This window comes from Kitasatospora sp. NPDC028961, from assembly GCF_055564815.1.
This window is the reverse complement of record NZ_JBVHVO010000005.1, coordinates 81705-104583: the sequence shown is the minus strand read 5'-3', so window position 1 is coordinate 104583 and position 22879 is coordinate 81705. Positions and strand designations below refer to the sequence as shown.

Here is a 22879-nt window from a genome sequence, read left to right as displayed (position 1 = left end):
CCCCTACCCAGCCTGCCCGCCCCGACGCCCCGCCTCAACCCCAACCCCTGAACAGCGCCCGCCGCCCCCACCCGCCGCGCGCCCCTCCCCTACCCCCGCACCCTCACCAGCGCGTCCACGACCCGTCCGTCGTAGATCCGGCCCCGCCCCAGCCGCAGCACCTCCAGCACCTCCAGCCGCCCCACCACCTCCTCCACCCCGCGCCCGCGCGCCGCCGTCAGCAGGTCGTCGTGCGCGTTCGCCACCCGGATGATCCGGGCCGCCAGCGGCACCGCCCGCTCGTCCGGGTCCGGCCGCCCGGGCCAGGGATCGGCCAGCCGGGCGACCTGCTCGGCGACCTGCCGCGGCACCCCCGTCCGCCGGATCACCTCGCTGCCCAGCCGGGCGATCCGCTGCTGCTCCTCCTCCGGGAGCAGCGCCGTCGCCCCGTCCGGCACCGGCTCGACCAGCGACAGCTGCCCGATGTCGTGCATCAGCGCCGCGTACTCCAGCAGGGCGAGCTCGCGGGTGCTCAGCCCCAGCTCGCGGCCGACCGCGCACGCCGTGTCGGCGACCCGGCGGGCGTGGCCGTACGGGGTGTAGCCGGCCACCTCGGTGGCCTTGGCCAGGCTGGCGATGGTCTGCCCGGTGGTGGCCCGGACAGCGGCGGCCCGCCGGAACGACACCTGCGCCAGCAGCAGGGGCGCGCAGAACAGCGGCAGCGCCCAGAGTCCGACCTCGCCCGCCGCCAGGCTGACCAGCATCCCGGTGGCGGCGATCGCCGAGCCGATCCCGAACAGCGACCGCAGCTCGTCCTCCAGCGCCGCCGGGAACCGCAGCCCGCTCCGGGCCCGCCGCAGCACCGCCGCCAGGGTGGCGTCGCAGAGCGCGGCCAGCGCCGCCACCACCGTGAGGAACACCCCGTAGGCGGGGCCGTCCGCCGAGAACCGGTCGACCACTCCGCTGTTGTAGAGCGGCTGGAAGATCGCGGCCGCGAACCCGGCCCCGAGCAGCCGCCGGGCGGCGCCGTCGAGCCGGGCCCGGTCCCGCCACGGCGCCCGCCGCGGCCGCCGGGCCCCGCGGGGCAGCGCCACCGCCGGGAGCAGCGCCAGCAGCAGCCCCGCGCCGGTCACCGCGACCGCCTGGAGCACGCCGTGCGCGGTGGGCAGCCCGCGCAGCGGCCCCAGCAGGGCGTACGCCAGCGCACCGGCGGCACCGATCGGTGCCTGCTCGCGATCGCCCGGAAGAGTGATCCGGACGCACTCGCCGAGCGCGATCAGCACGGTGAACGCCAGCGCCACCCCGGGCTCGGCCATCCCGCGCACCGCCACCGCGCCGAACGAGAACGCCAGCAGCACGACGGCCGCGGCGTGCACCGCGGCCACCCCGCGGGCCGGCGGGCGGGCGCTCACGACGGTCCGGCCGTCGGCACGGTGCCGCCCTGGGCGGGCACCCGGCCCGGGCCCGGCCGCGCCGGTTCGGGCACGCCCAGCGGGATGTCGGGCACCGCCCGGATGCAGTCGTCGTCGGGGGGCAGCACCGGCTGCCAGTCGTGCACGGCGAGCGCGTCGACCAGCGCCCGCACCATCACCGGGTCGAACTGGCTGCCCGAGCAGCGCTCCAGCTCGGCCACCGCCTCGGTGACCGGCCGGCCGCGCCGGTAGGACCGGGTGGAGGTCATCGAGTCGAAGGCATCGGCGACCGAGATGATCCGGGCGAACTCGGGGATCTGCTCGCCCGCCAGCCCGCTCGGGTAGCCCCGGCCGTCCATCCGCTCGTGGTGGTGCAGGATCCCGGCGTGCGCCTCGCCGAGGAAGACGATGCCGCGCACCAGCTCGTAGCCGTGCACCGGGTGGACCTCGACGGCCCGCCGCTCGGCCTCGTCGAGGGGACCGTTCCTGCGCAGCAGCTCGGTGGCCACGCCGAGCTTGCCGACGTCGTGCAGGATGCCCGCGAACCGCAGGGTACGCAGCCGCTCGGCCTCCATGCCCAGCTGACCGGCGATCAGCACCGCGGCCTTGCCGACGCGTTCGCTGTGCCCCCGGGTGTAGGAGTCCTTGATCTCCACGGCCTGCACCAGCGCCTGGACGGTGGCCTGGTGGGCGTCCCGCTCGCGGTGGCCTTGGGCGAACACCCAGGCCGAGATGGAGAGCGGCAGCAGGGCCAGCAGCGCCGCGAAGGCCCCGTACGGGCCCTGCCAGAGCACCGCGACCATCAGCCCGCCGGCCGCGTGCACCAGCACCGGCAGCCCGAACGCGGCGACCGGACCGAGCAGCAGGACGCTCGCCCGCCGGCCCTCGGCCAGCACCAGCATGCCGCCCACCAGCACCCCGTTGGCCAGGCAGAACGCGGCCAGCGCGGCGGCCCCGGGGAGCAGCGCGGCCGGGAAGCGGGAGCCGAGCAGCAGCTGCGGTCCGGCGAGCAGGTGGAAGACCGCCGAGGCGGCGAAGGCGGAGAGGGCGAGCTGGGCGCCGTTCCACACCTGGCGCCGGCGGCCGTCCGGCTCGGTGTCGCCGAACAGCGCGATCGGCACCGCGACCAGGGCGGCGGCGGCCGGTGCGAGCATCAGCACCCCGGCGAACAGCACCGGGAAGAAGGCGTTGGCCAGGGGCCGGGCCGGTGGCCGGGAGGGCAGCGGCGGCCGGCCCAGCAGGGCCCGGAGCAGCCGTCGGCAGGGGGTGGGCTGGCCCTGCGCCAGCGATTCCCAGCAGCCGTGCAGAAAGGCCAGCAGGCCGACCTTGGGCCAGTCCACCGGAGCGCCGAGCCAGCGTGGCACGGCGGCCGGGACGGGCCCCGGCAACAGGGGCAGCAGGCAGCAGAGCGCCGCCACCGGGACGGCCACGAGGTAGCACACCGCGCCCGTCGGCAGGTCCGTTCCTCCACTGTCGGTAGCGATCTCGACCTCCCCGCCGTCCTGGCCCGCTCCGCGCTCAGCGCACCGGGCTACCGGCGGTGAGCGTCCGTCAGGAGGATAGGCCGCCGTTCCGGCGTCGGGGCGCATGATCGCGGAATGCCGCAGTTGGCGCACCACCAACTCACTCGAACGAGTGAGGGCGCCCGCAAGCGGAGACGGAGCGACCCCCGGAGCGCACGCTCCGGGGGTCGCCTGGTCCTCGGGTGGACGGCCCGCCGTGGGACGGCGGCGCGCTCACTCCGCCGGAGCGCCCGCCTCGACCGGCGTACCGGGCCTGGCCGCCGCCTCGGCGGAGGCCTTCGCGGGCGGCCGGCCCTGCTCGCTGTCGCCGTGCGCCTCGACCGCGGCATCCACGGCGACCACCACCGCCTCGCCGGAGCGCTGCCCGGCCCGGATCGAGTCGATCCTGGCCAGCACCTTGCCCCGCAGGTCGGCCGGGGTGTCGTCGCAGCCGCAGCACCGCTTGATCAGCGCCTTGATGGCCTGCTCCAGGCCGTACTTCTCCAGGCAGGGTGAGCACTCCTCGAAGTGCACCCGCAATTTGTCGTAGTCGCCCTCGGCCATCTCGTTGTCGAGGAATTCGTAGAGGTGGTCGAGGACCTCGCCACACTCGGTGTCGTGCGGATCGCCGCAGCTCATGAGCCCGAGCCCTTCGCTTCCTGCCCTGCCCCGCTGCCGGCCGGGACCAGCCCGCGCTCACGGGCGTAGTCCTCCAGCATGCCGCGCAGCTGACGGCGGCCGCGGTGCAGCCGGGACATCACCGTACCGATGGGAGTACCCATGATGTCCGCGATCTCCTTGTACGCAAAGCCCTCGACGTCCGCGAGATAGACGGCGATGCGGAACTCCTCCGGGATGGCCTGGAGGGCGTCCTTCACATCGCTGTCCGGGAGGTGGTCGAGCGCCTGGGTCTCGGCCGAGCGCAGACCCGTCGACATGTGCGACTCGGCCCGGGCCAGCTGCCAGTCCTCGATCTCCTCGGCGGCGGTCCGCTGGGGCTCCCGCTGCTTCTTGCGGTACGAGTTGATGAACGTGTTGGTGAGGATGCGGTACAGCCAGGCCTTGAGGTTGGTGCCCTCGCGGAACTGGTGGAACGACGCGTACGCCTTCGCGAACGCCTCCTGGAGGAGGTCCTCCGCATCGGCCGGATTGCGGGTCATCCGCAGCGCGGCGGAGTACATCGGATCCAGGTAGCCCAGGGCGTCGCGCTCGAAGCGCTCCCGCCGGGCCGCCTCGCTCTCCGCTGCGGACACCCGGAAGGTGTCCTCACCGATCGCCTCGGCCAGCTCCTCACCGGTGAGCGCCTCGCCCGCGGGCAGGCTCTCCTCCGGGCCCCGGCCCGGCTCGGCCTCGTGCTCGGTCCCGACGACCGGACCCACCTCCTCGGCATGGCCGCCCACAGCGGGCCGCCCCGAAATGGAGGATATCGGGCTGACGGGCTTCTCGCCCGCGGCAATCCACTCCGACCAGGAGGGGGTGAAGGCCGCGGAGGCCTCGCGCTCCTCCGGCCGCTCGGGGCACGCGATCGAACCCATCTGTGCTGCCTTCCGTCCGGGACTCAAGCTGACGAGGGTGTCAACCATGCCGAGGGCGCCCGCATTCCCGGCCCCCGGCAGGTTTTCACCCGCCCGGGTGAGCGGTTGGCGACCGTGCGTTCCCGGGCGGCTCAGAGCAGCCCGAGCACCCAGTCGCCGACCGCCCCGGTGATCAGCTCCAGCACCTCGTCCTGCCCGGTGGGCGCCCGCTTCGGCACCTCGAAGCCGTGGCTGCCGTAGGGCACCGGCACCATCCGGTGCCCGGCCGGCAGCGCCGGGAACTCGGCGGGCCCGCCGAACGGATCCGCCACGCTCTGCACCACCAGCGTCGGCAGCCCCGACTCCAGCAGCTCCCCGGCCCGGCTCTTCTCCGGCTTGCCCGGCGGGTGCAGCGGGAACGCCAGCGCCACCACCCCGGCCGCGCCGGTGGCGGCGCCCGTCCGGCAGGCCACCCGGGCCCCGGCGCTGCGCCCGCCGACGACCAGCGGCACCCCCTGCCCGGCGAGGCGCTCGGCGACCGGCGTCCACCCGGTGTCCAGCGTCCTGGGCGCCGGCCCCAGCCGCTTCCCGGCCACCCGCCAGGGCTGCTCGACCAGTGCCACCGTGATCCCGCGCGGCGGCAGCGCCGCGGCCAGCGCCACCAGGTCGCGCGCGCCGATCCCGCCGCCGGCGCCGTGGCCGAGCGCCAGCAGCGCCTTCGGCGCGGCCGCCGGGTGGTAACTGATCCGGGCGTCCCCGGCGGGGGTGGGGACGAGTTCCTGCGTCACGGCGTGGACTCCAGTGCTCGGAGAGCGGTGCCGACGGGGCGCGCCGGCGGGAAGCGGGGCTCAGAAGTCAGAAGAGGGTGGTCTCGTGCTCGGCCTCGACCCACGGCCGGGTCAGCTCGGGACCGTTGTTGCGGATGCTGCCGACCGCCGGCGAGACCGGTGTGGCCAGCAGCGCGCCGGGCGGCGGCGGGACCAGCAGCGGGCGTATCGCGTCCGGGTCCACCAGCCCCGGGTCCAGCCAGTCGTCGTAGGACTCCCGGTCCAGGAAGAGCGGCATCCGCTCGTGGATCGGGGCCAGCAGCTCCTCCGCCTCGGTGGTGACGACGGTGAAGGTCACCAGCCAGGCCTCCGGGTGGTCCGCGGGCACCGCCCGGTCGCGCCAGAACTCGTACAGCCCGGCCAGCGCCAGCGGGCCGCCGTCGGCCCGGGAGACGAAGAACGGCTTCTTCCGGGGCTTGCCGCGCTCGCCCGGCAGGGTCTGCCACTCGTAGTAGCCGTCGACCGGCAGGATGCACCGCCGGGAGGCGAGGGCCTGCCGGTACGAGGGCTTCTCGTGCACCGTGTCCGAGCGGGCGTTGATCATCTTCACCGCGGTCTCGGGCGACTTCGCCCACTGCGGCACCAGGCCCCAGCGCAGCACCCGCAACTGCCGGACCGGGGCCGGCTCCCCCTTGCGCTGCCGTTCCAGCACCACGAAGGCGCGCTCGGTCGGCGCGACGTTCCAACTGGGTGCCAGCGTCTCGACCGGGTCCCACTGCTGGACGCCGAAGAGCTCGACGAGGTCCTCGGGCCGGAGGCTGGAGGCGAAGCGACCGCACATGCCGTCAGCTTGCCACGACCACCGCTCTCAGCACTTCCTCATCCCGAAGTGCGAACCGCGGCCTCCCGCCCGGCCGTCCCCGCATGGGAGGCTGCCACCCGGGCCGGCCGACCGCGGCCGCCCCGGACCGGGCCGGACGAGAACGGGAGCGGGCATGGACGCACAGGGCATCGGCGAGGTGTGGGACCGCGTCACCGGCACCCAGCCCGCCCCGCCGGGCTGGCTCACCCTGGCCACCGGCGCCGCCGCCCTGCTCCTGGTGGCGGCCCGCCCGCTCTGGCGGTTCGCCCGCAACGCGATCACCATCGCCCACGAGGGCGGACACGGCCTGGCCGCCCTGGCCACCCGCCGCAAGCTCGCGGGCATCCGGCTGCACTCGGACACCTCCGGCCTCACCCTCTCCTACGGCCGCCCCACCGGGCCGGGCATGGTGCTCACCGCCGCCGCCGGCTACTGCGCCCCCGCCCTGCTCGGCCTCGGCTGCGCCGCACTGCTCGCGGCCGACCGGATCACCCTGCTGCTCTGGCTCGCGATAGCCCTGCTGCTGGCCCTGCTGGTCCGGATCCGCAACGCCTTCGGCTTCCTCACCGTGCTGCTCGCCGGCGCCGCCTTCTTCCTGGTCTCCTGGTTCGGCAGCACCGACGTCCAGGCCGGCTTCGCCTGCCTCGGCAGCTGGTTCCTGCTGCTCGGCGCCGTCCGCCCGGTCCTGGAGCTGCAGCACCAGCGCCGGCGCGGCCAGGGCGGGGACTCCGACGCCGACCAGCTCGCCCGGCTCACCGGCGTTCCCGGGCTCGCCTGGGTGTTCCTCTTCCTGGTCACCGCGCTGGCCTGCCTGGGTCTCGGCGCGAGCTGGCTGCTGTCCCCGCTGTGAGCCGCGGGGCCGACGGTGCCCCGCCGACCGGCCCGTCCCGCCATCCGGCCGCGGAGCGGACAGTTCCCGTACGGCCCCTAAACTTGCCCCATGACCGAGACCCTGTGGCCCGCCCCCGTCGCGACCACCCCCGTTGACGCCACCGTCACCATCCCCGGCTCCAAGTCGGTCACCAACCGGGCTCTGGTGCTGGCCGCCCTCTCCACCGAACCCGGCTGGGTGCGGCGCCCGCTGCGCAGCCGCGACTCCCAGCTGATGGCCGACGGCCTGCGGGCGCTCGGGGTCGGCATCGAGGAGCAGGTCAACAACGACTCCGGCGGCCTCGGCGGCGGGGAGGCCTGGCGGGTCATCCCGGCCCCCGCACTGCGCGGCCCGGCCTCCGTGGACGTCGGCAACGCCGGCACGGTCATGCGCTTCCTCCCCCCGCTCGCCGTCCTCGCCGACGGCCCGGTGCACTTCGACGGCGACCCGCGCAGCTACGAGCGCCCCCAGCACGGCGTGATCAACGCCCTGCGCGCGCTCGGCGCCCGGATCGACGACGGCGGCCGCGGCGCCTTCCCGCTCACCGTGCACGGCACCGGCGCGCTGGACGGCGGCGTGGTGGAGCTGGACGCCTCCTCCTCCTCGCAGTTCGTCTCCGCCCTGCTGCTTTCCGGCGCCCGGTACAACCAGGGCGTCGAGGTCCGCCACGTCGGCGGCCCGGTCCCCTCGCTGCCGCACATCCGGATGACGGTCGAGATGCTGCGGCTGGCCGGCGCCCAGGTGGACGCCCCGGAGGACGGCGGCGAGAAGGACGTCTGGCGGGTCACCCCCGGCGCCCTGCTCGGCCGCGACATGGTGGTCGAGCCGGACCTCTCCAACGCGGCGCCGTTCTTCGCCGCCGCCCTGGTCACCGGCGGCCGGGTGACCGTCCGCGACTGGCCGAAGCACACCACCCAGCCCGGCGACCAGCTGCGCGACATCTACACCCGGATGGGCGGCGTCTGCGAGTTCACCGACGAGGGCCTGCAGTTCACCGGCACCGGCCGGATCCACGGCATCGAGGCGGACCTGCACGACGTCGGCGAGCTCACCCCGGTGATCGCCGCCGTCGCCGCGCTCGCCGACTCCGAGTCCCACCTGTACGGCATCGCGCACCTGCGGATGCACGAGACGGACCGGCTGGCCGCGCTGGCCAAGGAGATCAACGACCTCGGCGGCGACGTCACCGAGACCGAGGACGGCCTGCGGATCCGCCCGCGCGCGCTGCGCGGCGGCGTGTTCCACACCTACGAGGACCACCGCCTGGCCACCGCGGCCGCGGTGATCGGGCTGGCCGTCGAGGGGGTCCAGGTGGAGAACGTGGCCACCACCGCCAAGACCTTGCCGGACTTCCCGAGGATGTGGGACGAGTTGCTCGGCGGAGCAGTGGTGGGCGGCTGAGCGGGAGACTGGGCACATGCGCCGCTACGGCAAGGACTCCGACGAGGACGACATCCGCAACCGCCCCGCCCGCCGGGGCTCCCGGCCGCGGACCCGGATCCGGCCCAAGCACGACGACGCGGCCGAGGCGATGGTGCTCACCGTCGACCGCGGCCGGCTGACCTGCCTGCTGGACGTCGGAACGAAGCAGGAACGCGAGATCGTCGCCATGAAGGCCCGTGAGCTGGGCCGCAAGGGCGTCGTCGTCGGCGACATCGTCAACATCGTCGGCGACCTCTCGGGGGACGCCGACACCCTGGCCCGGATCGTCCGGGTCGAGGAGCGCACCTCGGTGCTGCGCCGGACCGCGGACGACGACGACCCGTTCGAGCGGATCGTCGTCGCCAACGCCCAGCAGCTGGCCATCGTCACCGCGCTGGCCGACCCGGAGCCCCGGCCCCGGCTGATCGACCGCTGCCTGGTGGCCGCGTACGACGCCGGCATGGAGCCGCTGCTGGTGCTCACCAAATCCGACCTGGCCCCGGCCGAGCCGCTGCTGGAGTCCTACGCCCCGCTCGGCATCAACTACGTGGTGACCCGGCGGGACGAGCTGGCCACCGAGGGCGCCGAGGCCGTCCGGGCGCACCTGCGCGGCCGCTCGACGGTGTTCATCGGCCACTCCGGCGTCGGCAAGACCACCCTGGTCAACGCCCTGGTACCGCTCCACCAGCGGAGCACCGGGGTGGTCAACGCGGTGACCGGTCGCGGCCGGCACACCACCGTGTCGGCGCTGGCGCTGCGGCTGCCGCCGCCCCCGGGCGCCAAGCCGGGCTCGAAGAAGGCGCTCGACCCGGGCTGGGTGATCGACACCCCGGGGTTCCGCTCCTTCGGCCTCTCGCACATCGACCCGTCCCGGGTCATCCTGGCCTTCCCCGACCTGGAGCCGGGCACCGTCGACTGCCCGCGCGCGTGCAGCCACGACGAACCGGACTGCGCACTGGACGCCTGGGTCGCGGACGGCCACGCGGAGCAGGCCCGGCTGTACTCGTTGCGCCGTCTGCTGGCGAGCAAGGAGACCCGCGAGGGCGACTGACGGCGCGGCCCCGGCCGTTTTCGCCGCGTTCGAGGTGTCGGAGCGGGCCAGCCTGGTGATCATAGGAAAGTCGGGCCGGATCACGGCCCGGCCCGTCGATCGACAGGGAGAGCACGCGATGGCATGGGCCCTGGTGATCCTGGCCGGCCTCCTGGAGACCGGCTTCGCGATCAACCTCAAGCTCAGCGAAGGCTTCACCAAGCTCTGGCCCACCATCAGCTTCTGCGTCTTCGCCCTCAGCAGCTTCGGCCTGCTCACCCTCTCCCTGAAGAGCCTGCCGGTCGGTCCGGCGTACGCGGTCTGGACCGGCATCGGCGCGGCCGGCACCGCGATCTACGGCATGCTCTTCCTGGACGAGACCACCTCGGTGCTCAAGCTGGTCTCGATCTCCCTGGTCATCGCCGGCGTGATCGGCCTCCAACTCAGCGGCACGGCGCACTGAGTTTTCGCCCACTCGCCTCCGGGGCGCTCGATCCGGTGCCGACGGTCGGCGCTCCAACGCCCTCGTACCTCGGTCGTCCTCGCTTCTCCCTTTCGGCACCGGCGCGCCCCTTCGGCTCGGGGCGGGTTCGGTGGGGGGTGGGGGCTACCGAAGGCCGGCGCCGGTGGGCCCCTTCGGCTCGGAGCGGGATCGGTGGGGGCGGGGGCTCCGGGATGTCGGCACCGACGCGCTCCTTCGGCTCGGGGCGGGGCCGGGCGGGTCGGCTCGGGTGGCGGGGGCTACGGGAGGGCTGCACCGGTGGGCCACTCGGCTCGGGGGCGGGACCGGTGGCTGCTGCCGTCCGCTCCGCGAGCCCGACTGGGCCGATCCGGGTGGGCTCGCTAGGGTTTCGACCATGGCCGATTACCACGACGATCTCCGACTCGCCCACGTCCTCGCCGACTCGGCCGACTCGGTCACCCTGGAGCGCTTCCGCGCCCTCGACCTGAAGGTCGAGACCAAGCCCGACCTCACCCCGGTCAGCGACGCCGACAAGGCCGCCGAGGAGCTGGTGCGCAGCGTGCTCCAGCGCGCCCGCCCGCGCGACGCGGTGCTCGGCGAGGAGTTCGGCCTGCAGGGCACCGGGCCCCGCCGCTGGGTGATCGACCCGATCGACGGCACCAAGAACTACATCCGCGGTGTGCCGGTCTGGGCCACCCTGATCGCGCTGCTGGAGGACGGCCCGGACGGCGTGGAGCGCCCGGTGGTCGGCATCGTCTCCGCCCCCGCGCTGAACCGCCGCTGGTGGGCGGCCAAGGACCTCGGCGCCTTCGCCGGCCGTAGCCTGACCAAGGCCGCCCGGATCCACGTCTCCGGCGTCTCCCGTCTGGAGGACGCCTCGTTCTCCTACTCCTCGCTCTCCGGCTGGGAGGAGCGCGGCCGGCTCGACCCCTTCCTGGACCTCACCCGGGCCTGCTGGCGCACCCGCGCCTACGGGGACTTCTGGTCCTACATGATGGTCGCCGAGGGCGCGGTCGACATCGCCGCCGAACCCGAGCTGTCGCTGTGGGACATGGCCGCGAACGCCGTCATCGTCGAGGAGGCCGGCGGCCGGTTCACCGGTCTGGACGGCGTGCCCGGCCCGGGCGGTGCCGACGCCGTGGCCAGCAACGGCCTGCTGCACGCGGAGGCCCTGCGCCGCCTGAGCGTCTGACCCGGAACGCGCATGGGTGCGGGGCCAGGGGGGGGGGGGGGGGGGGGGGGGGGGGGGGGGGGGGAGGGGGGGGGGGGGGGGGGGCTAGGTCTCTCCCCGAGCCCCTCCCCCCCCCCCCCCTCCCCCCTCCTCCCCCCCCCCCCCCCCCCCCCCCCCCCCCTCCCTCTCCCCCCCCCCCCCCCCCCCCCCCCCCCCCCCCGGCCCCGCGGCTCATCGGGGTACCGCTACCGCTGCTTGCGCAGCTCCCGGACCGCCGTCTCCAGCCGGCGGCCGTAGTCGGCGTCGGCCTGGCGGAAGTTCTCGACCGCCCGTTCGACGATGTCCTCGCGGTCGGCCGAGACCTTGGCGATGAAGCCGGCCAGGTTGGCGATCAGCCGCTGCTTCTCCTCCTCGCCCATCAGCCGGTACAGGTCGCCCGCCTGCACGAAGTCGTCGTCCTCGGCGTGCGAGGGCGCCTCGTGGGTGCCGGTCGCGCCGGTGACCGCCGTCGCGGCCCAGAGCGGGCGGCCGGTCTGCACGGGGCCTCCGAAGCTGTTGGGCTCGTAGTTCTTGCGGCGGCCGTGGCGGCCGTCGTAGAGGTAGCCGTCCCGGCTGTTGGTGCGCGCCTCGGTGGCGTGCGGGCGGTTCACCGGCAGGTGGTCGGCGTTGATGCCGACGCGGTAGCGGTGGGCGTCCGCGTAGGCGAAGAGCCGGCCCTGGAGCATCTTGTCCGGGGACGGGCCGATGCCGGGCACGAAGTGCGACGGCGAGAAGATCGACTGCTCGACCTCGGCGAAGACGTTGTCGGGGTTGCGGTTGAGCTCCAGCTTGCCGAACTCGACCAGCGGGTAGTCGGCGTGCGGCCACACCTTGGTCAGGTCGAAGGGGTTGAAGCGGTAGTGGGCCGCGTCCGCCGCCGGCATGATCTGGACGCTGACCGTCCAGCTCGGGTACTCGCCGCGCTCGATGGACTCGCGCAGGTCGCGCTGGTGGCTGTCCGGGTCCTCGCCCGCGAGCCTGGCCGCCTCCTGCGCCGTCAGGTTCTTGATGCCCTGGTCGGTCTTGAAGTGGTACTTGACCCAGAAGTACTCGCCGGCCTCGTTCTGCCACTGGTAGGTGTGCGAGCCGAAGCCGTCGAGGTGGCGGTAGCTGGCCGGGATGCCGCGGTCGCCGAAGAGCCAGGTCACCTGGTGGGTCGCCTCGGGCGACAGCCCCCAGAAGTCCCAGACGTTGTCCGCCTCCTGCGAGCCGGTGTACGGGTCCCGCTTCTGGGTGTGGATGAAGTCCGGGAACTTGGTGGCGTCCTTGATGAAGAACACCGGGGTGTTGTTGCCGACGAGGTCGTAGTTGCCGTCCTCGGTGTAGAACTTCAGCGCGAAGCCGCGCGGGTCGCGGACGGCGTCGGCGGAGCCGAGGTTGCCGGCCACGGTGGAGAACCGCAGGAAGGTCTCGGTCTCCTTGCCCACCTCGGAGAGGAAGCGGGCCCGGGTGTACGCGGTGACGTCGGCGGTCACCGTGAAGGTGCCGTAGGCCGCCGCGCCGCGGGCGTGCACCACCCGCTCCGGGATCCGCTCCCGGTTGAAGTGCGCCAGCTTCTCGAAGAGTTGCTGGTCCTGAATGAGCGCCGGGCCGCCGACGCCGGCGGTCTCGGTGTTCTGGTTGTCGGCGACGGGGGCACCCGCCTCCGTGGTGAGGGTGGGGCGCAGCTCGTCCTGGGTGCTCATAAGGGGGTGCCTCCGCGTGGTCCGGTCGTGACAACAACTCGATCCTAACTTGGACTTTGTCCAAGTCAATACTGGAACCAAAGTGAGAGCTCACCTATCCTGTACGCATGAGCGACCTGCTGGAACGACTTCGCGGACGTGGGTGGCGGCTGACCTCGCAGCGCCGGGTCGTGGCCGAGGTCCTCGACGGGGACCACGTCCACCTCACGGCCGACGAGGTGCACTCGCGCGCCGTGGAGCGCCTGCCCGAGATCAGCCGCGCGACGGTCTACAACACGCTCGGCGAGCTGGTCTGCCTCGGCGAGGTGCTGGAGGTCGCCACCGACGGCCGGGCCAAGCGGTACGACCCCAACGCGCACCGGCCGCACCAGCACCTGGTCTGCTCGGGCTGCGGCGCCATCCGCGACGTCCACCCGCAGGGCGACCCGCTGGCCGGCCTCCCGCAGGGCGAGCGGTTCGGCTTCGTCCTCTCCGGGGCCGAGATCACCTACCGGGGCCTCTGTCCGGACTGCGCGGACCGCGGCTGAGCGAGCGCTACGCGCTCAACTCCGCGTGCAGCGCGCCGAGCAGCCGGCCGGCCCGCTCGGCGACCTCGGCGGGGCCGTAGTCGGCCGCCCGCCGGCACCAGTTCTCCGCCTGCACCGGCTCGCCGCGGCGCAGCGCCAGCAGGGCCAGCCGCAGCGCCGCCCGGCCGTGCCCGGCGTCGGCGGCCCGGGTGTACCAGAGCATCGCCTCGGCCTCGCAGTCCTGCCGGGCCAGCAGCAGGCCCAGGTTGAAGGCCGCGCTGCGGCTGCCCGCCCCGGCCGCCCGCCGGTACCAGCTCTCGGCGATCTCCAGCGCCCCGCGCTCGGCGGCCCGCACGCCCATCCGGACCTGCGCCCGGCGGTGGCCGGCGTCGGCCGCGACCGCGTACCAGTGCTCGGCCTCCTCGTCCGCGTCGCCGCGCCGGTCCAGCACCGAGGCCAGCCGGAACGCGCCCTCGGCCGACCCGCCGGCCGCCGCCTGCCGGTAGCGCTCCAGCGCCCCCGCCAGGTTGCCGCGCTGCTCCTGGGCCACCGCCAGCTGGAGGGCCGCCTCGCCGTGGCCCTCGGCGGCGGCGCGCGCGTACCACTCCTGCGCCTGCCGGTGGTCCCCGCGCCCGGCGTGCAGCACGCCCAGGTTGAAGGCGCCGTCCACGCTGCCGGCCTCGGCGGCCTTGGAGAACCAGGGCTCGGCGCCCGACTCGTCGCCGCGCTGGAGCAGCACCACGGCCAGCGCGTTGCACGCCTCGCGGTGCCCGGCGTACGCGGCGCGGCGGTACCACTGCTCGGCCTGCTGGTCGCGCCCGGCCCCGGCGCAGAGCAGTCCGAGGTTGAAGGCGCCGTTCTGGTCGCCGGCGTCCAGTGCGCTGCGGTACCAGCGTTCGGCCTCGGCCGCCTCGCCGCGCGAGGCGTGCAGCGCGCCCAGGGCGTTGGCGGCGTTGCCGTCGCCCGCCTCGGCCGCCTCCTGCCACCACTCGGCGGCGGCCGTGAGGTCCCCGGAGTCGCGCAGCAGGAAGCCCAGCGCGCAGGCCGCCCGCGGCTCGCCGTTCTGCGCCGACTGCCGGTACCAGCGGGCCGCCTCGTCCAGCAGGCCGTGGTCGACCCGGGAGCGCTCCTCCAGCAGCACCCCGAGCCGCAGCGCGGCGCGGGCGTGGCTGCGGGCGGCGGCGGTGCGGTACCAGGTCTCGGCGGTCTCCTTGTCCCCCGCGGCCTCGCGCATCCGGGCCAGCCGGTAGGCGGCCTCGCGGTGGCCGGCGTCGGCGGAGACCTTGAACCAGCGCTCGGCGCGCACGTCGCGCCGGTGCTCCATCAGGTCGCCCAACGCGTAGGCGCCGAGCGGGTGCCCGTGGTCGGCGGCGAAGTGCAGCCAGTACTCGGCGGCCTCCTCCTCGCCCTGGTCCCGCAGTTGGAGCCCGAGCGCGTGCGCGGCGGGCGCGCTGCCGGCCACCGCGGCCTGACGCCACCACTGGGCCGCCTCCGAGCGGTGCCCCTGCTGGTGCAGCAGCACGCCGAGGTTGTTGGCGGCCGAGCGCAGCCCGGCCGCGGCGGCGCCGCGCAGGTACGGCTCGGCGTCCTCCAGGTCCCCGCGGCGCAGCAGCAGGGTGCCGAGCCGGCCGGCGGCGTCCGCGTCCCCGTCGTCGGCGGCCTGGCGGTGCCGGGCCTCCAGGGCGGCCTGCTCCCGGGCGGCCAGGGCGGTCTCGAAGCTGGCGGAGTCGAATCCGGCCCGCTCGCGCCCCTCCTCGCTGCCCTCCTCGTCCTCGGTGGCGGCGCCGTAGGGGCCGATGGCGGCGGTGAACTGGCTGGCGGAGACGTGCACCAGGCTGTCGGGGCCGTAGCCGTCGACCGGCCGGCGGTCCGTCAGTCCGCCGGTGCGCTGGGCGGGCAGGGCGCCGGGCCGGTCCTCGGAGTTCTCGGAGCTATCGGCCCAGCCCTCGGTGTCCGCCTCGGTGGTCGCCGCGGACTTGGCTCCTGGCCCGTTCTTGCCGATCAGCCTCATGCCGACTCCCGCTCCCCCAGAGTGTCGCGGCATCCTCCCCCGGCCCGCGGCCGGACGGACCCGCTGCCGGCCTCCGGCCGAAGGGGTCCCCATGGGGCGCGCTGGAGCCGACGGCCGGTCAACAGCCGCGCAACGTCCCCCATGTGTCCCATCGTCGCATCACCCGCAACCCGCGTACACCTGCCCCGGCCGAATTCGGCGGCGCGGAACCGAAGCCGACGAAATTGCTTCGGCGCTTTGTCGATTTCCCGACACTCGGGTCCACAAACCCCGATGCCGGCGTCGATGGCGACGATCGATCCTACCGGAGGGGCCCACACCACCCCCGGCGGGAAACGCGAGAGGCCCGGAGGATGATCCTCCGGGCCTCTCGGCTACTGAGTAGCGGGGACAGGATTTGAACCTGCGACCTCTGGGTTATGAGCCCAGCGAGCTACCGAGCTGCTCCACCCCGCGTCGGTAGTGAAACCATAGCACGGTCGCGGGGTGGAACAGGAATCGGTTCTCCCAGCTCAGGGGCTCGCGCCCGCCGAGGGGCTCGGCGAGGCCCCGGCCGGCGCGGTGGCCGAAGGCGTGGCGGCGGGGGTGCCGCCGGCCTTCTGCTGCGCCGCCTGGGCCGCCTTGATCGCGTCGCCGAGCGCCTTCTGGGCCTGGCCGTAGGCCGCCCAGTCGCCGCTCTTGAACGCGTTCTGGCTGTCGTTGTACGCCTTCTCGACGTCCGCCCAGGCCTTCTGCAGCTCCGGGGTGGTGGCCCCGCCGGTGCCCGGGGTGGCCGGCGCCGTCGGGGTGGGCGTCGGGGTGCTCGGGGTCCCCGGGGTGGTCGGCGCGGTCGGCGTGGTCGCCGGGGCGGCACCCGCGAAGACCTTCTTCAGCGCCTCCTCCAGGGTGTTCTCGAACGCCACGTTGTCGTTGCCGTACACCGCGAGCACCTTCTGCAGCGTCGGGTACTTGGCACCGCGCCCGCGCACGTACACCGGCTCGACGTTGAGCAGGCCGCCGCCGACCGGCAGGGTCAGCAGGTTGCCGTACTCCAGCTCGGAGTCACCGCCGCTCTTCAGCAGGGTGATCTGCTGGGCCACTTCCTGGCGGGAGTTGAACTGCGACTGCACCAGGTTGGGCCCGAGGGTCTTGCTGTCCCCCGGCACCTTGAGCAGCCTGATCTTCCCGTAGTCAGGCCCCGGGTCGGCGCTGACCGCCATGAAGGCCGCCAGGTTCTCCCGGCCGCTCGGCACGAAGGTGCTGGTCAGCGAGAAGCTAGCGGAGGTGACCGCCGGGTCCGGCATCCGCACCGTCAGGTAGTACGGCGGCTGCGGCTGCTTGGTGTCGCTGGTCGGGTCGACCGGGATCTGCCAGATGTCGCTGCCGTTGAAGAACGAGTTGGCGTCCGTCACGTGGTACTGGCCGAGCAGGTCGCGCTGCACCTTGAACATGTCCTGCGGGTAGCGCAGGTGCGGCATCAGCGTGCCCGGGATGTCGGCCTTGGCCTTGACGGTGTCCGGGAACGCCTTCATCCAGGTCTTGAGCACCGGGTCGTTCTCGTCCCACTGGTAGAGCGTCACCTCACCGGTGTACGCGTCCACGGTGGCCTTGACCGAGTTGCGGATGTAGTTGACCTGGTTGGCGGCGGTCAGCAGCTCGCCGCGCTGGTTGGTCAGCGAGTCCTTGGTGGCCGTGCCCAGCGTCGTCTTGGACGAGAACGGGTAGCCGTCGGAGGTGGTGTAGCCGTCGAGCACCCAGACCACCCGCCCGGGCCGGCCGTCCGGGCCGGGCTGCACGACCGGGTACGGGTCGGCGTCGATCGACAGCCACGGCGCGACCTTCTCCACCCGCTCCTTGGGCGTCCGGTCGTAGATGACCTTCGCGCCGTCGGTGATCGCCCCCGCGTAGAGGATCTGCGGCTCGGCGAACTTCACCGCGTACGCGGCCCGGGTGATCGGGTTGTCCAGCGAGACGCCGCTGCCGCCGGTGTACTGGTACTGCTTGTTCTCACCGGAGTCGGTGGTGTAGTCGATCTCCTGGTTGGCACCGCCGACGATCGAGTACGTGCCGGTCTTCTCGCCGTAGTAGACCCGCTGCTGGTAGTCGCCCAGCGAACCGGTGGCCGGCAGGCCGGACTCGGTGAAGACCGGCTGGCCCTTGTCGTTGACCTGGTTGCCCTTGGCCACCACCGCGCCGTAGCCGTGGGTGTACTTGAAGTGGTCGTTGATCCAGTTGCGCTGCACGCCGTTGAGGTCCAGCTCACGCAGGCCGATCACGGTGTCCTGGGCGGTCTCGCCCTTGCCGTAGCGGTCCACGTCCAGCGTGGACGGGAAGGCGTAGTACGAGCGCTGCTGCTCGATCGACTGGAAGGTCGGCGAGACCACGTTCGGGTCCAGCAGCCGGATGTCCGCGATGGTCTGCGCGTCGGGCTTGAGCGCCTCGGCCGTGGTCGAACCCTGCGGGGTGTACTGGGTGGTCTGGCTGTCCGCGATCCCGTACGCCTGCCGCGTCGCGTCGATGTTCTTCTGGATGTACGGCGTCTCCTTGGCCTGCTCGTTCGGCTTGACCTGGAACTGCTGCACGATCGCCGGGTACACCCCGCCGATCAGCACCGCCGAGAGCACCATCAGCCCGAGGCCGATCAGGGCCGGTGCCCAGGTGCGGCGGATCGGGGTCAGGAAGAACAGCACCGCGCAGATGATCGCGACGAAGAACAGGATGGTCTTGGCCGGCAGGAACGCGTTGGCGTCCACGTAGCGCAGGCCGGTCCAGCCGGTGACGCTCTTGTACGAGCCGGTCTTCACCGCCAGCGCGTACCGGTCCAGCCAGTACGCCACCGCCTTCAGCAGCACGAACACGCCGAGCAGCACCGCGAGGTGGCCCTGCGCGCCGGCACTGGCCCGGCGGCCCGGGCCCTGCAGCCGCAGTCCCCCGTACAGGTAGTGCACCAGCGCCGAGGTCAGCAGCGAGACGATCACCGCGCTGAACGCGAAGCCGAGCAGGAACTCGTAGAACGGCAGCTCGAAGGCGTAGAACGAGACGTCCATGCCGAACTGCTGGTCCTTGACGCCGAAGGACGTCCCGTTGGTCCACAGCAGCCAGGTCCGCCACTGGCCCGAGGCGGCGGCGCCGGCCACCAGGCCGATCACCAGCGAGATCCCGATCAGTGCCCAGCGCTTGAACGGCGCCAGGCCGGCCCGGTAGCGGTCCAAGCTCTGCTGCTCCACCGACATCGCCGACAGCGGCGGCCGGAGCCGGTGCGCCAGCCAGATGTTGGCGCCCACGACCAGCGCCATCAACAGGCCGAAGACGGCGAACAGGCCGACCTTCGTCCAGAGCTGGGTGGTGAACACCGAGGAGTAGTGGACCGACTTGAACCAGAGCCAGTCCGTCCAGAACCCGGCGAACATGACGAACAGCAGGAAGAGCACCGCGAGTACGCCCAGGGTCAGCAGGAGTACCCGCGCCCGCCGGGAGGGCGGGCCTACCCTGCGCCGGAATCCCGGCCCTGAGCGTTCCGGCATCTGGAATACCACGGGGCACCTCAGCTGTGTCGTCTGGAATCGAGCGGTCGTCAGTGCAACTTAACCAGGCTTTAGCCGAGTTCCCACCGTTAGCAGACGGTTACTCCGGCGTTCCCCGGCCGCAGCCGTCCGGCCGTCCGGCCACCGGACGCGCCACCGGACTCCGCCGCGGTCCGGGCGCTCCCGGGCGGCCCCGCGGCTCCGCCCCGTGGGCGCCGCGCCCGCCCCCGCCGGACCTGTGGCACCGCCCGGACCGCCCGGCGTGTGAGGATTGAGGCATGTCCGATGTCTCCAATTCCCCCGACGACGTCTCCAAGCTCCCGGCCGCGACCCCGCTGACCCGGGCCGCGCTGGAGATCGACGAGTACGCCGCCACCCTCGGCTGGGACCTCCCGGCCCGGCTGTTCGCCCTGGTGGACAGCGCGGCCCTGCTCAAGGCCGATCCCGGGATCGCCAAGAAGCTCGGCCTCTCCGACAGCCCGGAGGCCGGCCTCACCCCGATCGAGCAGGACGAACTGCCCGAAGGCATGGAGCTGGACAAGTTCCTGGGCACCATCGCCTGGCCCGACGCGGTGGTCGGCTGCGCCCTGGTGGTCGAGCGGCTGATGCTGCCGCCGGGCGCCGAGCAGTCCCGCCCGCGCAACGCCAGCGACGCCCAGCTCGCCGACTGGGTGGCCAACCACCCCAACCGCGAGGAAGTGCGGATCACCGCCGCCGTGCTGCGCGACGGCAAGCGGGAGATCGCCCTGCGGCTGCGCTCCAAGGACGTCGCCCGCGAGGTGCTGACCGGCCCCGACCTCGTCCCCGGCCTGACCGCGGCGCTGCTCGCCACCTTCTCCTAGGCCACGACCGGTACGCCGCGGGCCCCGGACTGGATCGTCCGGGGCCCGCGGTGTCCGGCCGGTCAGCCGGTGGCGCAGGAGGGCAGCGCGGCGGTCTGCCCGCTGCGCACCTGCTCCAGCGACTTCAGCGCGCCGTCCAGCGTCTCGGTCCTGATCAGGGTCAGTCCGGACGGGGTGTTCTTGCCGGCCTCGGCGCAGTTGGCGGCGGGGGTGAAGAAGTACTGGGCGCCGGCGTCCCGGGCCGCGATCAGCTTCATCGATATCCCGCCGATCGGGCCGACGCCGCCGGCGTCGTCGATGGTGCCCGTCCCCGCGACGAACCTGCCGCCGGTGAGGTCCTCCGGCGTCAGCTTGTCGATGATGCCCAGCGAGAACATCAGGCCCGCGCTCGGCCCGCCGACGTCCTGGAGGCCGATGTCGATCTGGAACGGGTAGGTGTGCCGGACGCCGGGCCGGATGCCGACCATGGCGGCGCCGGTGTCGGGGGACTTCACGGTCGGGACGGCGATGTCGGTCCGGGCCGCCGCCGGGTCCGCCTTGCTCGCGTCCTTGACCATCGGCACCACGGTGAAGACGGCCGTCTCGCCGGGCTGGTGCTTGGTGACGGCCTTCGCCACGCTGTCCGCGTCGGTGACCGGGGTGCCGTCGACCGCGATGATCCGGTCCCCGGCGTGCAGCTTGCCCTCGGCCGGGGCGCCGGCCGTGACCGACTGGACGATCAGCTCGTTACCGACCGGGATGCCGAGCTGGGTCAGCGCCGCCGTCCGCGCGTGGTCCTCGGAGAGCGCGAACTCCTCGGCGTTCTGCCGCTTGGCGTCGGCGTCCGTCTGGCCCTTCGGGTAGACGTTGTCGTGCGGTACCACCAGCACGTCGTCCCGGAGCCACCCGACCACCGCGTTGACCAGGCTGGGCTCGTACTTGGCACCGGTGACCTGGACGGTGGTCATGTTGAGGTGGCCGCTCACCGGGTAGGACTCGTGGCCGGTGACGGTGATCACCGGCGTGCCCGTCTTCTCCTGCACCCCGAGCGTGTTGTACGTCGGCCCCGGGCTCATCTCCGTGTACGGCACCTTCATCATCACCGACGCGCAGAGCAGCGCTATGAGCAGCAGGGTGGCGGCGAGCATCGTCGCAGAGCGGCGTGGCATGCCTCGACAGTACGGGACGCGCCCGACGCCACGCCCGCCGGGCTACCGGCCGGGGTCCTCGCCCGGGCCGGGGGCGGCGGTGGTGCGTTCCATGGCGGCCATGAAGCGCCGGTGCTCGGCGAGGGAGGCGGGGTCACCGGTGGCTCTGGGGGACCGCTGGGCCCAGCCCGCCCACACGGCGGCGAACAGTGCGGCGATGACAGGAATGATCAACCAGGCGAGCGCAGCCATATCAGTACTCCCAGCTCGTCGTGTCTATGAGCAGACTAACCACCCCGCCGGAGAACGCGGGTGGCGCCGTCCGGGTTACGGCACGGCCGATCGGCTCACTGCCAGGGAGTATCCGGGGCGCCGGCCCGGACCCGTTCGGGTGAAGGTCCGGCGCGCCTGCGCGTCGGCGGCGTCCGGGTGGGTCAGCAGCCGCCGGCGCCGACCCACTCCTCCTCGCCGTCGGAGAACACCTGGTGCTTCCAGATCGGCACCTCGTGCTTGAGGTCGTCGATCAGCCGGCGGGCGGCGGCGAACGCCTCGCCCCGGTGGGCGCAGGAGACGGCGACGATCACGGCCTTGTCGGTGATCTCCAGCCGGCCGATCCGGTGCACCGCGGCGAGCGCCCGGACCGGGAACTCCGCGACGACCTTCTCGGCGATCCGGCGCATCTCCTGCTCGGCCGAGGGGTGGCAGCTGTACTCCAGCGCGGCGACCGACTTCCCGCCGTCGTGGTCCCGGACCGTCCCGACGAAGACGGTCGTACCGCCGGCGGCGTCGTCGCCGACCGCCTCGTAGACCTCGTCGAGCGAGAGGGGGGTGTCGCGGACGGCGAGCAGGCGGATGGGGTCGTGGTTGTCGGCCATACCCCCATGATTCCCCATCGCGGGCGACTTCGGGCAAGGGGGTTCCGTATCACGATTGGGAAATTTCGCATCGTGAGAACCGAGGCAGGCCGACCGCGGTGGGCACCGGTGCGGCGGGCCCCGCCCGCCGCGGCCGTCGAAGGGTCAGAAGCGGCGCCGCTTGCGCGCCCGCCGGACCAGCGCGGCCGTACCGACCAGCGCCACCGTCGCCCCGGCCGCGCCCAGGCTGGTGGCGGCCTCCTTGCCGCCGAGCCGCCGCCCGGCCACCGCGTGCTTCCCGGAGACCTGCGCCAGCAGCTCCGCCAGCACCTGCTCGTTGCTGTAGGTCGGACGCCAGCCCGCCTCGTGCAGCCGGCTGCCGGACACCACCCAGGGGTACATCGTGTACGCGAGGTCCCCGGCCGGGGCCGGGGTCAGCCCGAGCCGGTGCAGCCGGGCCGCGGTGCCCAGCGCGAGCGAGGCCGGCAGCTCCATCCGCCGGATGCCCGACAGCCGCTCCACGTCCTCCTGCTCCAGCCAGCCGTCGCAGCCGACCGTGACCTCGCCCTCGACCAGCCCGAGCGCCGCGTACTCCAGCGCCGCCGCCAGGTCGTCCACGTGGCAGAACTGCCAGCACGGCCGGGAGCCCGCCACCACCAGCAGCCGGGGCGCCTCGAAGTGCCGGGTCAGCACGGTGTCGACGCCGGGCCCGACCACCACGGCCGGACGCAGCACGGTCACCTGCAGCCCCGGGTGGGCCCGCGGGGCCCGCCGCGCCAGCCGCTCGATCTCCAGCAGGTCGCCGACCAGCGAGGCCTCCTCGGTGGCCCGCAGCTCGGAGTCCTCGGCCAGCGGCACCTCGTTGTCGGCGAGCGCGCCGTAGACCATCGCGGAGGTGCACAGCACCACCCGGTGCACCCCGGCCGCCGCGGCGGCGGTCAGCACGGTCTGCGCGCCGCGCACGTTGTAGGCGCTGCGGGCGCGCGGATCGGACTCCATCCCGAGGTCCATCGCCAGGTGGACGACCACGTCCACACCGGCCAGCCGCTCGGCCACCGCCGGGTCGCGGACGTCCAGGACGCGCCACTGCACGCCCGGCACCTCGCCCCGCCGGTCGTCGACGGCGAGCACCTTCCTCACCCCCGGCGAGGCGACCAGGCGGGCGGCGACGCGCTCGCCGAGCACACCGGCGGCGCCGGTGACGGCCACGGTCAGTGGCCGTCCGCCGTAGGCTGGAGGCGGCGACGCCGTGATGTCCGGGGCGTCCTCTCCTCCGGTCAGCCCAGAGCGAACGTCCGAAGGCGGGGAACTCACCGGCC

The 22879-nt window shown here is 73.7% G+C and carries 20 protein-coding genes and 1 tRNA gene; 7 read left to right on the top strand and 14 right to left on the bottom strand.

Annotation, left to right across the window (positions count from 1 at the left end; translation table 11 throughout):
- Positions 1-89: 89 nt before the first annotated feature.
- The 6 genes from ACZ4UX_RS12840 to ACZ4UX_RS12815 form a co-directional block, all read right to left on the bottom strand.
- Complete coding sequence (locus ACZ4UX_RS12840) at positions 90-1391, bottom strand: HD-GYP domain-containing protein (RefSeq protein WP_465706648.1); 1302 nt, start codon at positions 1389-1391, stop codon at positions 90-92.
- Complete coding sequence (locus tag ACZ4UX_RS12835) at positions 1388-2821, bottom strand: HD-GYP domain-containing protein (protein WP_465706647.1); 1434 nt, start codon at positions 2819-2821, stop codon at positions 1388-1390. The genes ACZ4UX_RS12840 and ACZ4UX_RS12835 overlap by 4 nt, the downstream gene beginning before the upstream one ends.
- Before the next feature lie 306 nt (positions 2822-3127).
- The gene (rsrA, locus tag ACZ4UX_RS12830; RefSeq protein WP_465706646.1) at positions 3128-3532 is read right to left on the bottom strand and encodes a mycothiol system anti-sigma-R factor; all 405 of its coding nucleotides are present in this window, start codon (positions 3530-3532) and stop codon (positions 3128-3130) included.
- Positions 3529-4272 carry a sigma-70 family RNA polymerase sigma factor gene (locus tag ACZ4UX_RS12825; RefSeq protein WP_380391665.1) on the bottom strand — a complete coding sequence of 248 codons (744 nt, stop codon included), beginning with the start codon at positions 4270-4272 and terminating at the stop codon, positions 3529-3531. Before ACZ4UX_RS12825 ends, rsrA begins: the two co-directional genes overlap by 4 nt.
- Before the next feature lie 287 nt (positions 4273-4559).
- Positions 4560-5195: an alpha/beta hydrolase family protein gene (locus ACZ4UX_RS12820; protein WP_329489527.1), complete on the bottom strand. Its 636-nt coding sequence runs from the start codon at positions 5193-5195 to the stop codon at positions 4560-4562.
- 67 nt (positions 5196-5262) lie between these two features.
- Entirely contained in the window at positions 5263-6015 is a 753-nt protein-coding gene (locus ACZ4UX_RS12815; protein WP_465706645.1) for an SOS response-associated peptidase, read from the bottom strand.
- 154 nt (positions 6016-6169) lie between these two features.
- Here ACZ4UX_RS12815 and ACZ4UX_RS12810 point away from each other — a divergent pair, with 154 nt between their 5' ends.
- From ACZ4UX_RS12810 to hisN, 5 genes are all read left to right on the top strand, one after another.
- Entirely contained in the window at positions 6170-6886 is a 717-nt protein-coding gene (locus tag ACZ4UX_RS12810; RefSeq protein ID WP_465706644.1) for a M50 family metallopeptidase, read from the top strand.
- A 90-nt stretch (positions 6887-6976) separates the two neighbouring features.
- Positions 6977-8308 (top strand): 3-phosphoshikimate 1-carboxyvinyltransferase, encoded by a 1332-nt coding sequence (gene aroA / locus ACZ4UX_RS12805; RefSeq protein WP_352293076.1) that lies wholly within the window; start codon positions 6977-6979, stop codon positions 8306-8308.
- 16 nt (positions 8309-8324) lie between these two features.
- Complete coding sequence (gene rsgA / locus ACZ4UX_RS12800; RefSeq protein ID WP_465706643.1) at positions 8325-9380, top strand: ribosome small subunit-dependent GTPase A; 1056 nt, start codon at positions 8325-8327, stop codon at positions 9378-9380.
- Positions 9381-9498: 118 nt separating this feature from the next.
- Positions 9499-9822: a DMT family transporter gene (locus tag ACZ4UX_RS12795; protein WP_329489522.1), complete on the top strand. Its 324-nt coding sequence runs from the start codon at positions 9499-9501 to the stop codon at positions 9820-9822.
- A 394-nt stretch (positions 9823-10216) separates the two neighbouring features.
- Entirely contained in the window at positions 10217-11014 is a 798-nt protein-coding gene (hisN, locus tag ACZ4UX_RS12790) for a histidinol-phosphatase (RefSeq protein ID WP_329489521.1), read from the top strand.
- A 224-nt stretch (positions 11015-11238) separates the two neighbouring features.
- Here hisN and ACZ4UX_RS12785 read toward each other — a convergent pair whose 3' ends face one another.
- Positions 11239-12717, bottom strand: coding sequence for a catalase (locus tag ACZ4UX_RS12785; RefSeq protein WP_465706642.1), 1479 nt, complete (start codon positions 12715-12717; stop codon positions 11239-11241).
- 107 nt (positions 12718-12824) lie between these two features.
- Between ACZ4UX_RS12785 and ACZ4UX_RS12780 the strand changes: the two genes are divergently transcribed.
- On the top strand, positions 12825-13244 hold the full coding sequence (locus tag ACZ4UX_RS12780) for a Fur family transcriptional regulator (protein WP_359834982.1): 420 nt from the start codon (positions 12825-12827) through the stop codon (positions 13242-13244).
- 7 nt (positions 13245-13251) lie between these two features.
- Here the strand turns inward: ACZ4UX_RS12780 and ACZ4UX_RS12775 are convergent, their stop codons facing one another.
- The 3 genes from ACZ4UX_RS12775 to ACZ4UX_RS12765 all read right to left on the bottom strand — a co-directional run bounded on the left by ACZ4UX_RS12775 (position 13252) and on the right by ACZ4UX_RS12765 (position 18737).
- On the bottom strand, positions 13252-15234 hold the full coding sequence (locus ACZ4UX_RS12775; RefSeq protein WP_465706641.1) for a tetratricopeptide repeat protein: 1983 nt from the start codon (positions 15232-15234) through the stop codon (positions 13252-13254).
- A 382-nt stretch (positions 15235-15616) separates the two neighbouring features.
- Positions 15617-15690, bottom strand: a tRNA-Met gene (locus ACZ4UX_RS12770).
- 56 nt (positions 15691-15746) lie between these two features.
- Positions 15747-18737 carry a UPF0182 family membrane protein gene (locus ACZ4UX_RS12765; RefSeq protein ID WP_359803242.1) on the bottom strand — a complete coding sequence of 997 codons (2991 nt, stop codon included), beginning with the start codon at positions 18735-18737 and terminating at the stop codon, positions 15747-15749.
- 278 nt (positions 18738-19015) lie between these two features.
- Here ACZ4UX_RS12765 and ACZ4UX_RS12760 point away from each other — a divergent pair, with 278 nt between their 5' ends.
- Positions 19016-19579, top strand: a complete 564-nt coding sequence (locus tag ACZ4UX_RS12760; RefSeq protein WP_329489516.1) for a PPA1309 family protein — start codon at positions 19016-19018, stop codon at positions 19577-19579.
- Between the two features lie 62 nt (positions 19580-19641).
- Here ACZ4UX_RS12760 and ACZ4UX_RS12755 read toward each other — a convergent pair whose 3' ends face one another.
- From ACZ4UX_RS12755 to ACZ4UX_RS12740, 4 genes are all read right to left on the bottom strand, one after another.
- Positions 19642-20727 (bottom strand): YlbL family protein, encoded by a 1086-nt coding sequence (locus ACZ4UX_RS12755; RefSeq protein ID WP_465706639.1) that lies wholly within the window; start codon positions 20725-20727, stop codon positions 19642-19644.
- A 42-nt stretch (positions 20728-20769) separates the two neighbouring features.
- Positions 20770-20940 carry a hypothetical protein gene (locus ACZ4UX_RS12750; protein WP_465706638.1) on the bottom strand — a complete coding sequence of 57 codons (171 nt, stop codon included), beginning with the start codon at positions 20938-20940 and terminating at the stop codon, positions 20770-20772.
- Positions 20941-21140: 200 nt separating this feature from the next.
- Positions 21141-21581, bottom strand: a complete 441-nt coding sequence (locus ACZ4UX_RS12745; protein WP_329489513.1) for a molybdenum cofactor biosynthesis protein MoaE — start codon at positions 21579-21581, stop codon at positions 21141-21143.
- 144 nt (positions 21582-21725) lie between these two features.
- Positions 21726-22874 carry an NAD-dependent epimerase/dehydratase family protein gene (locus ACZ4UX_RS12740; RefSeq protein ID WP_380388081.1) on the bottom strand — a complete coding sequence of 383 codons (1149 nt, stop codon included), beginning with the start codon at positions 22872-22874 and terminating at the stop codon, positions 21726-21728.
- Positions 22875-22879: the final 5 nt, after the last annotated feature.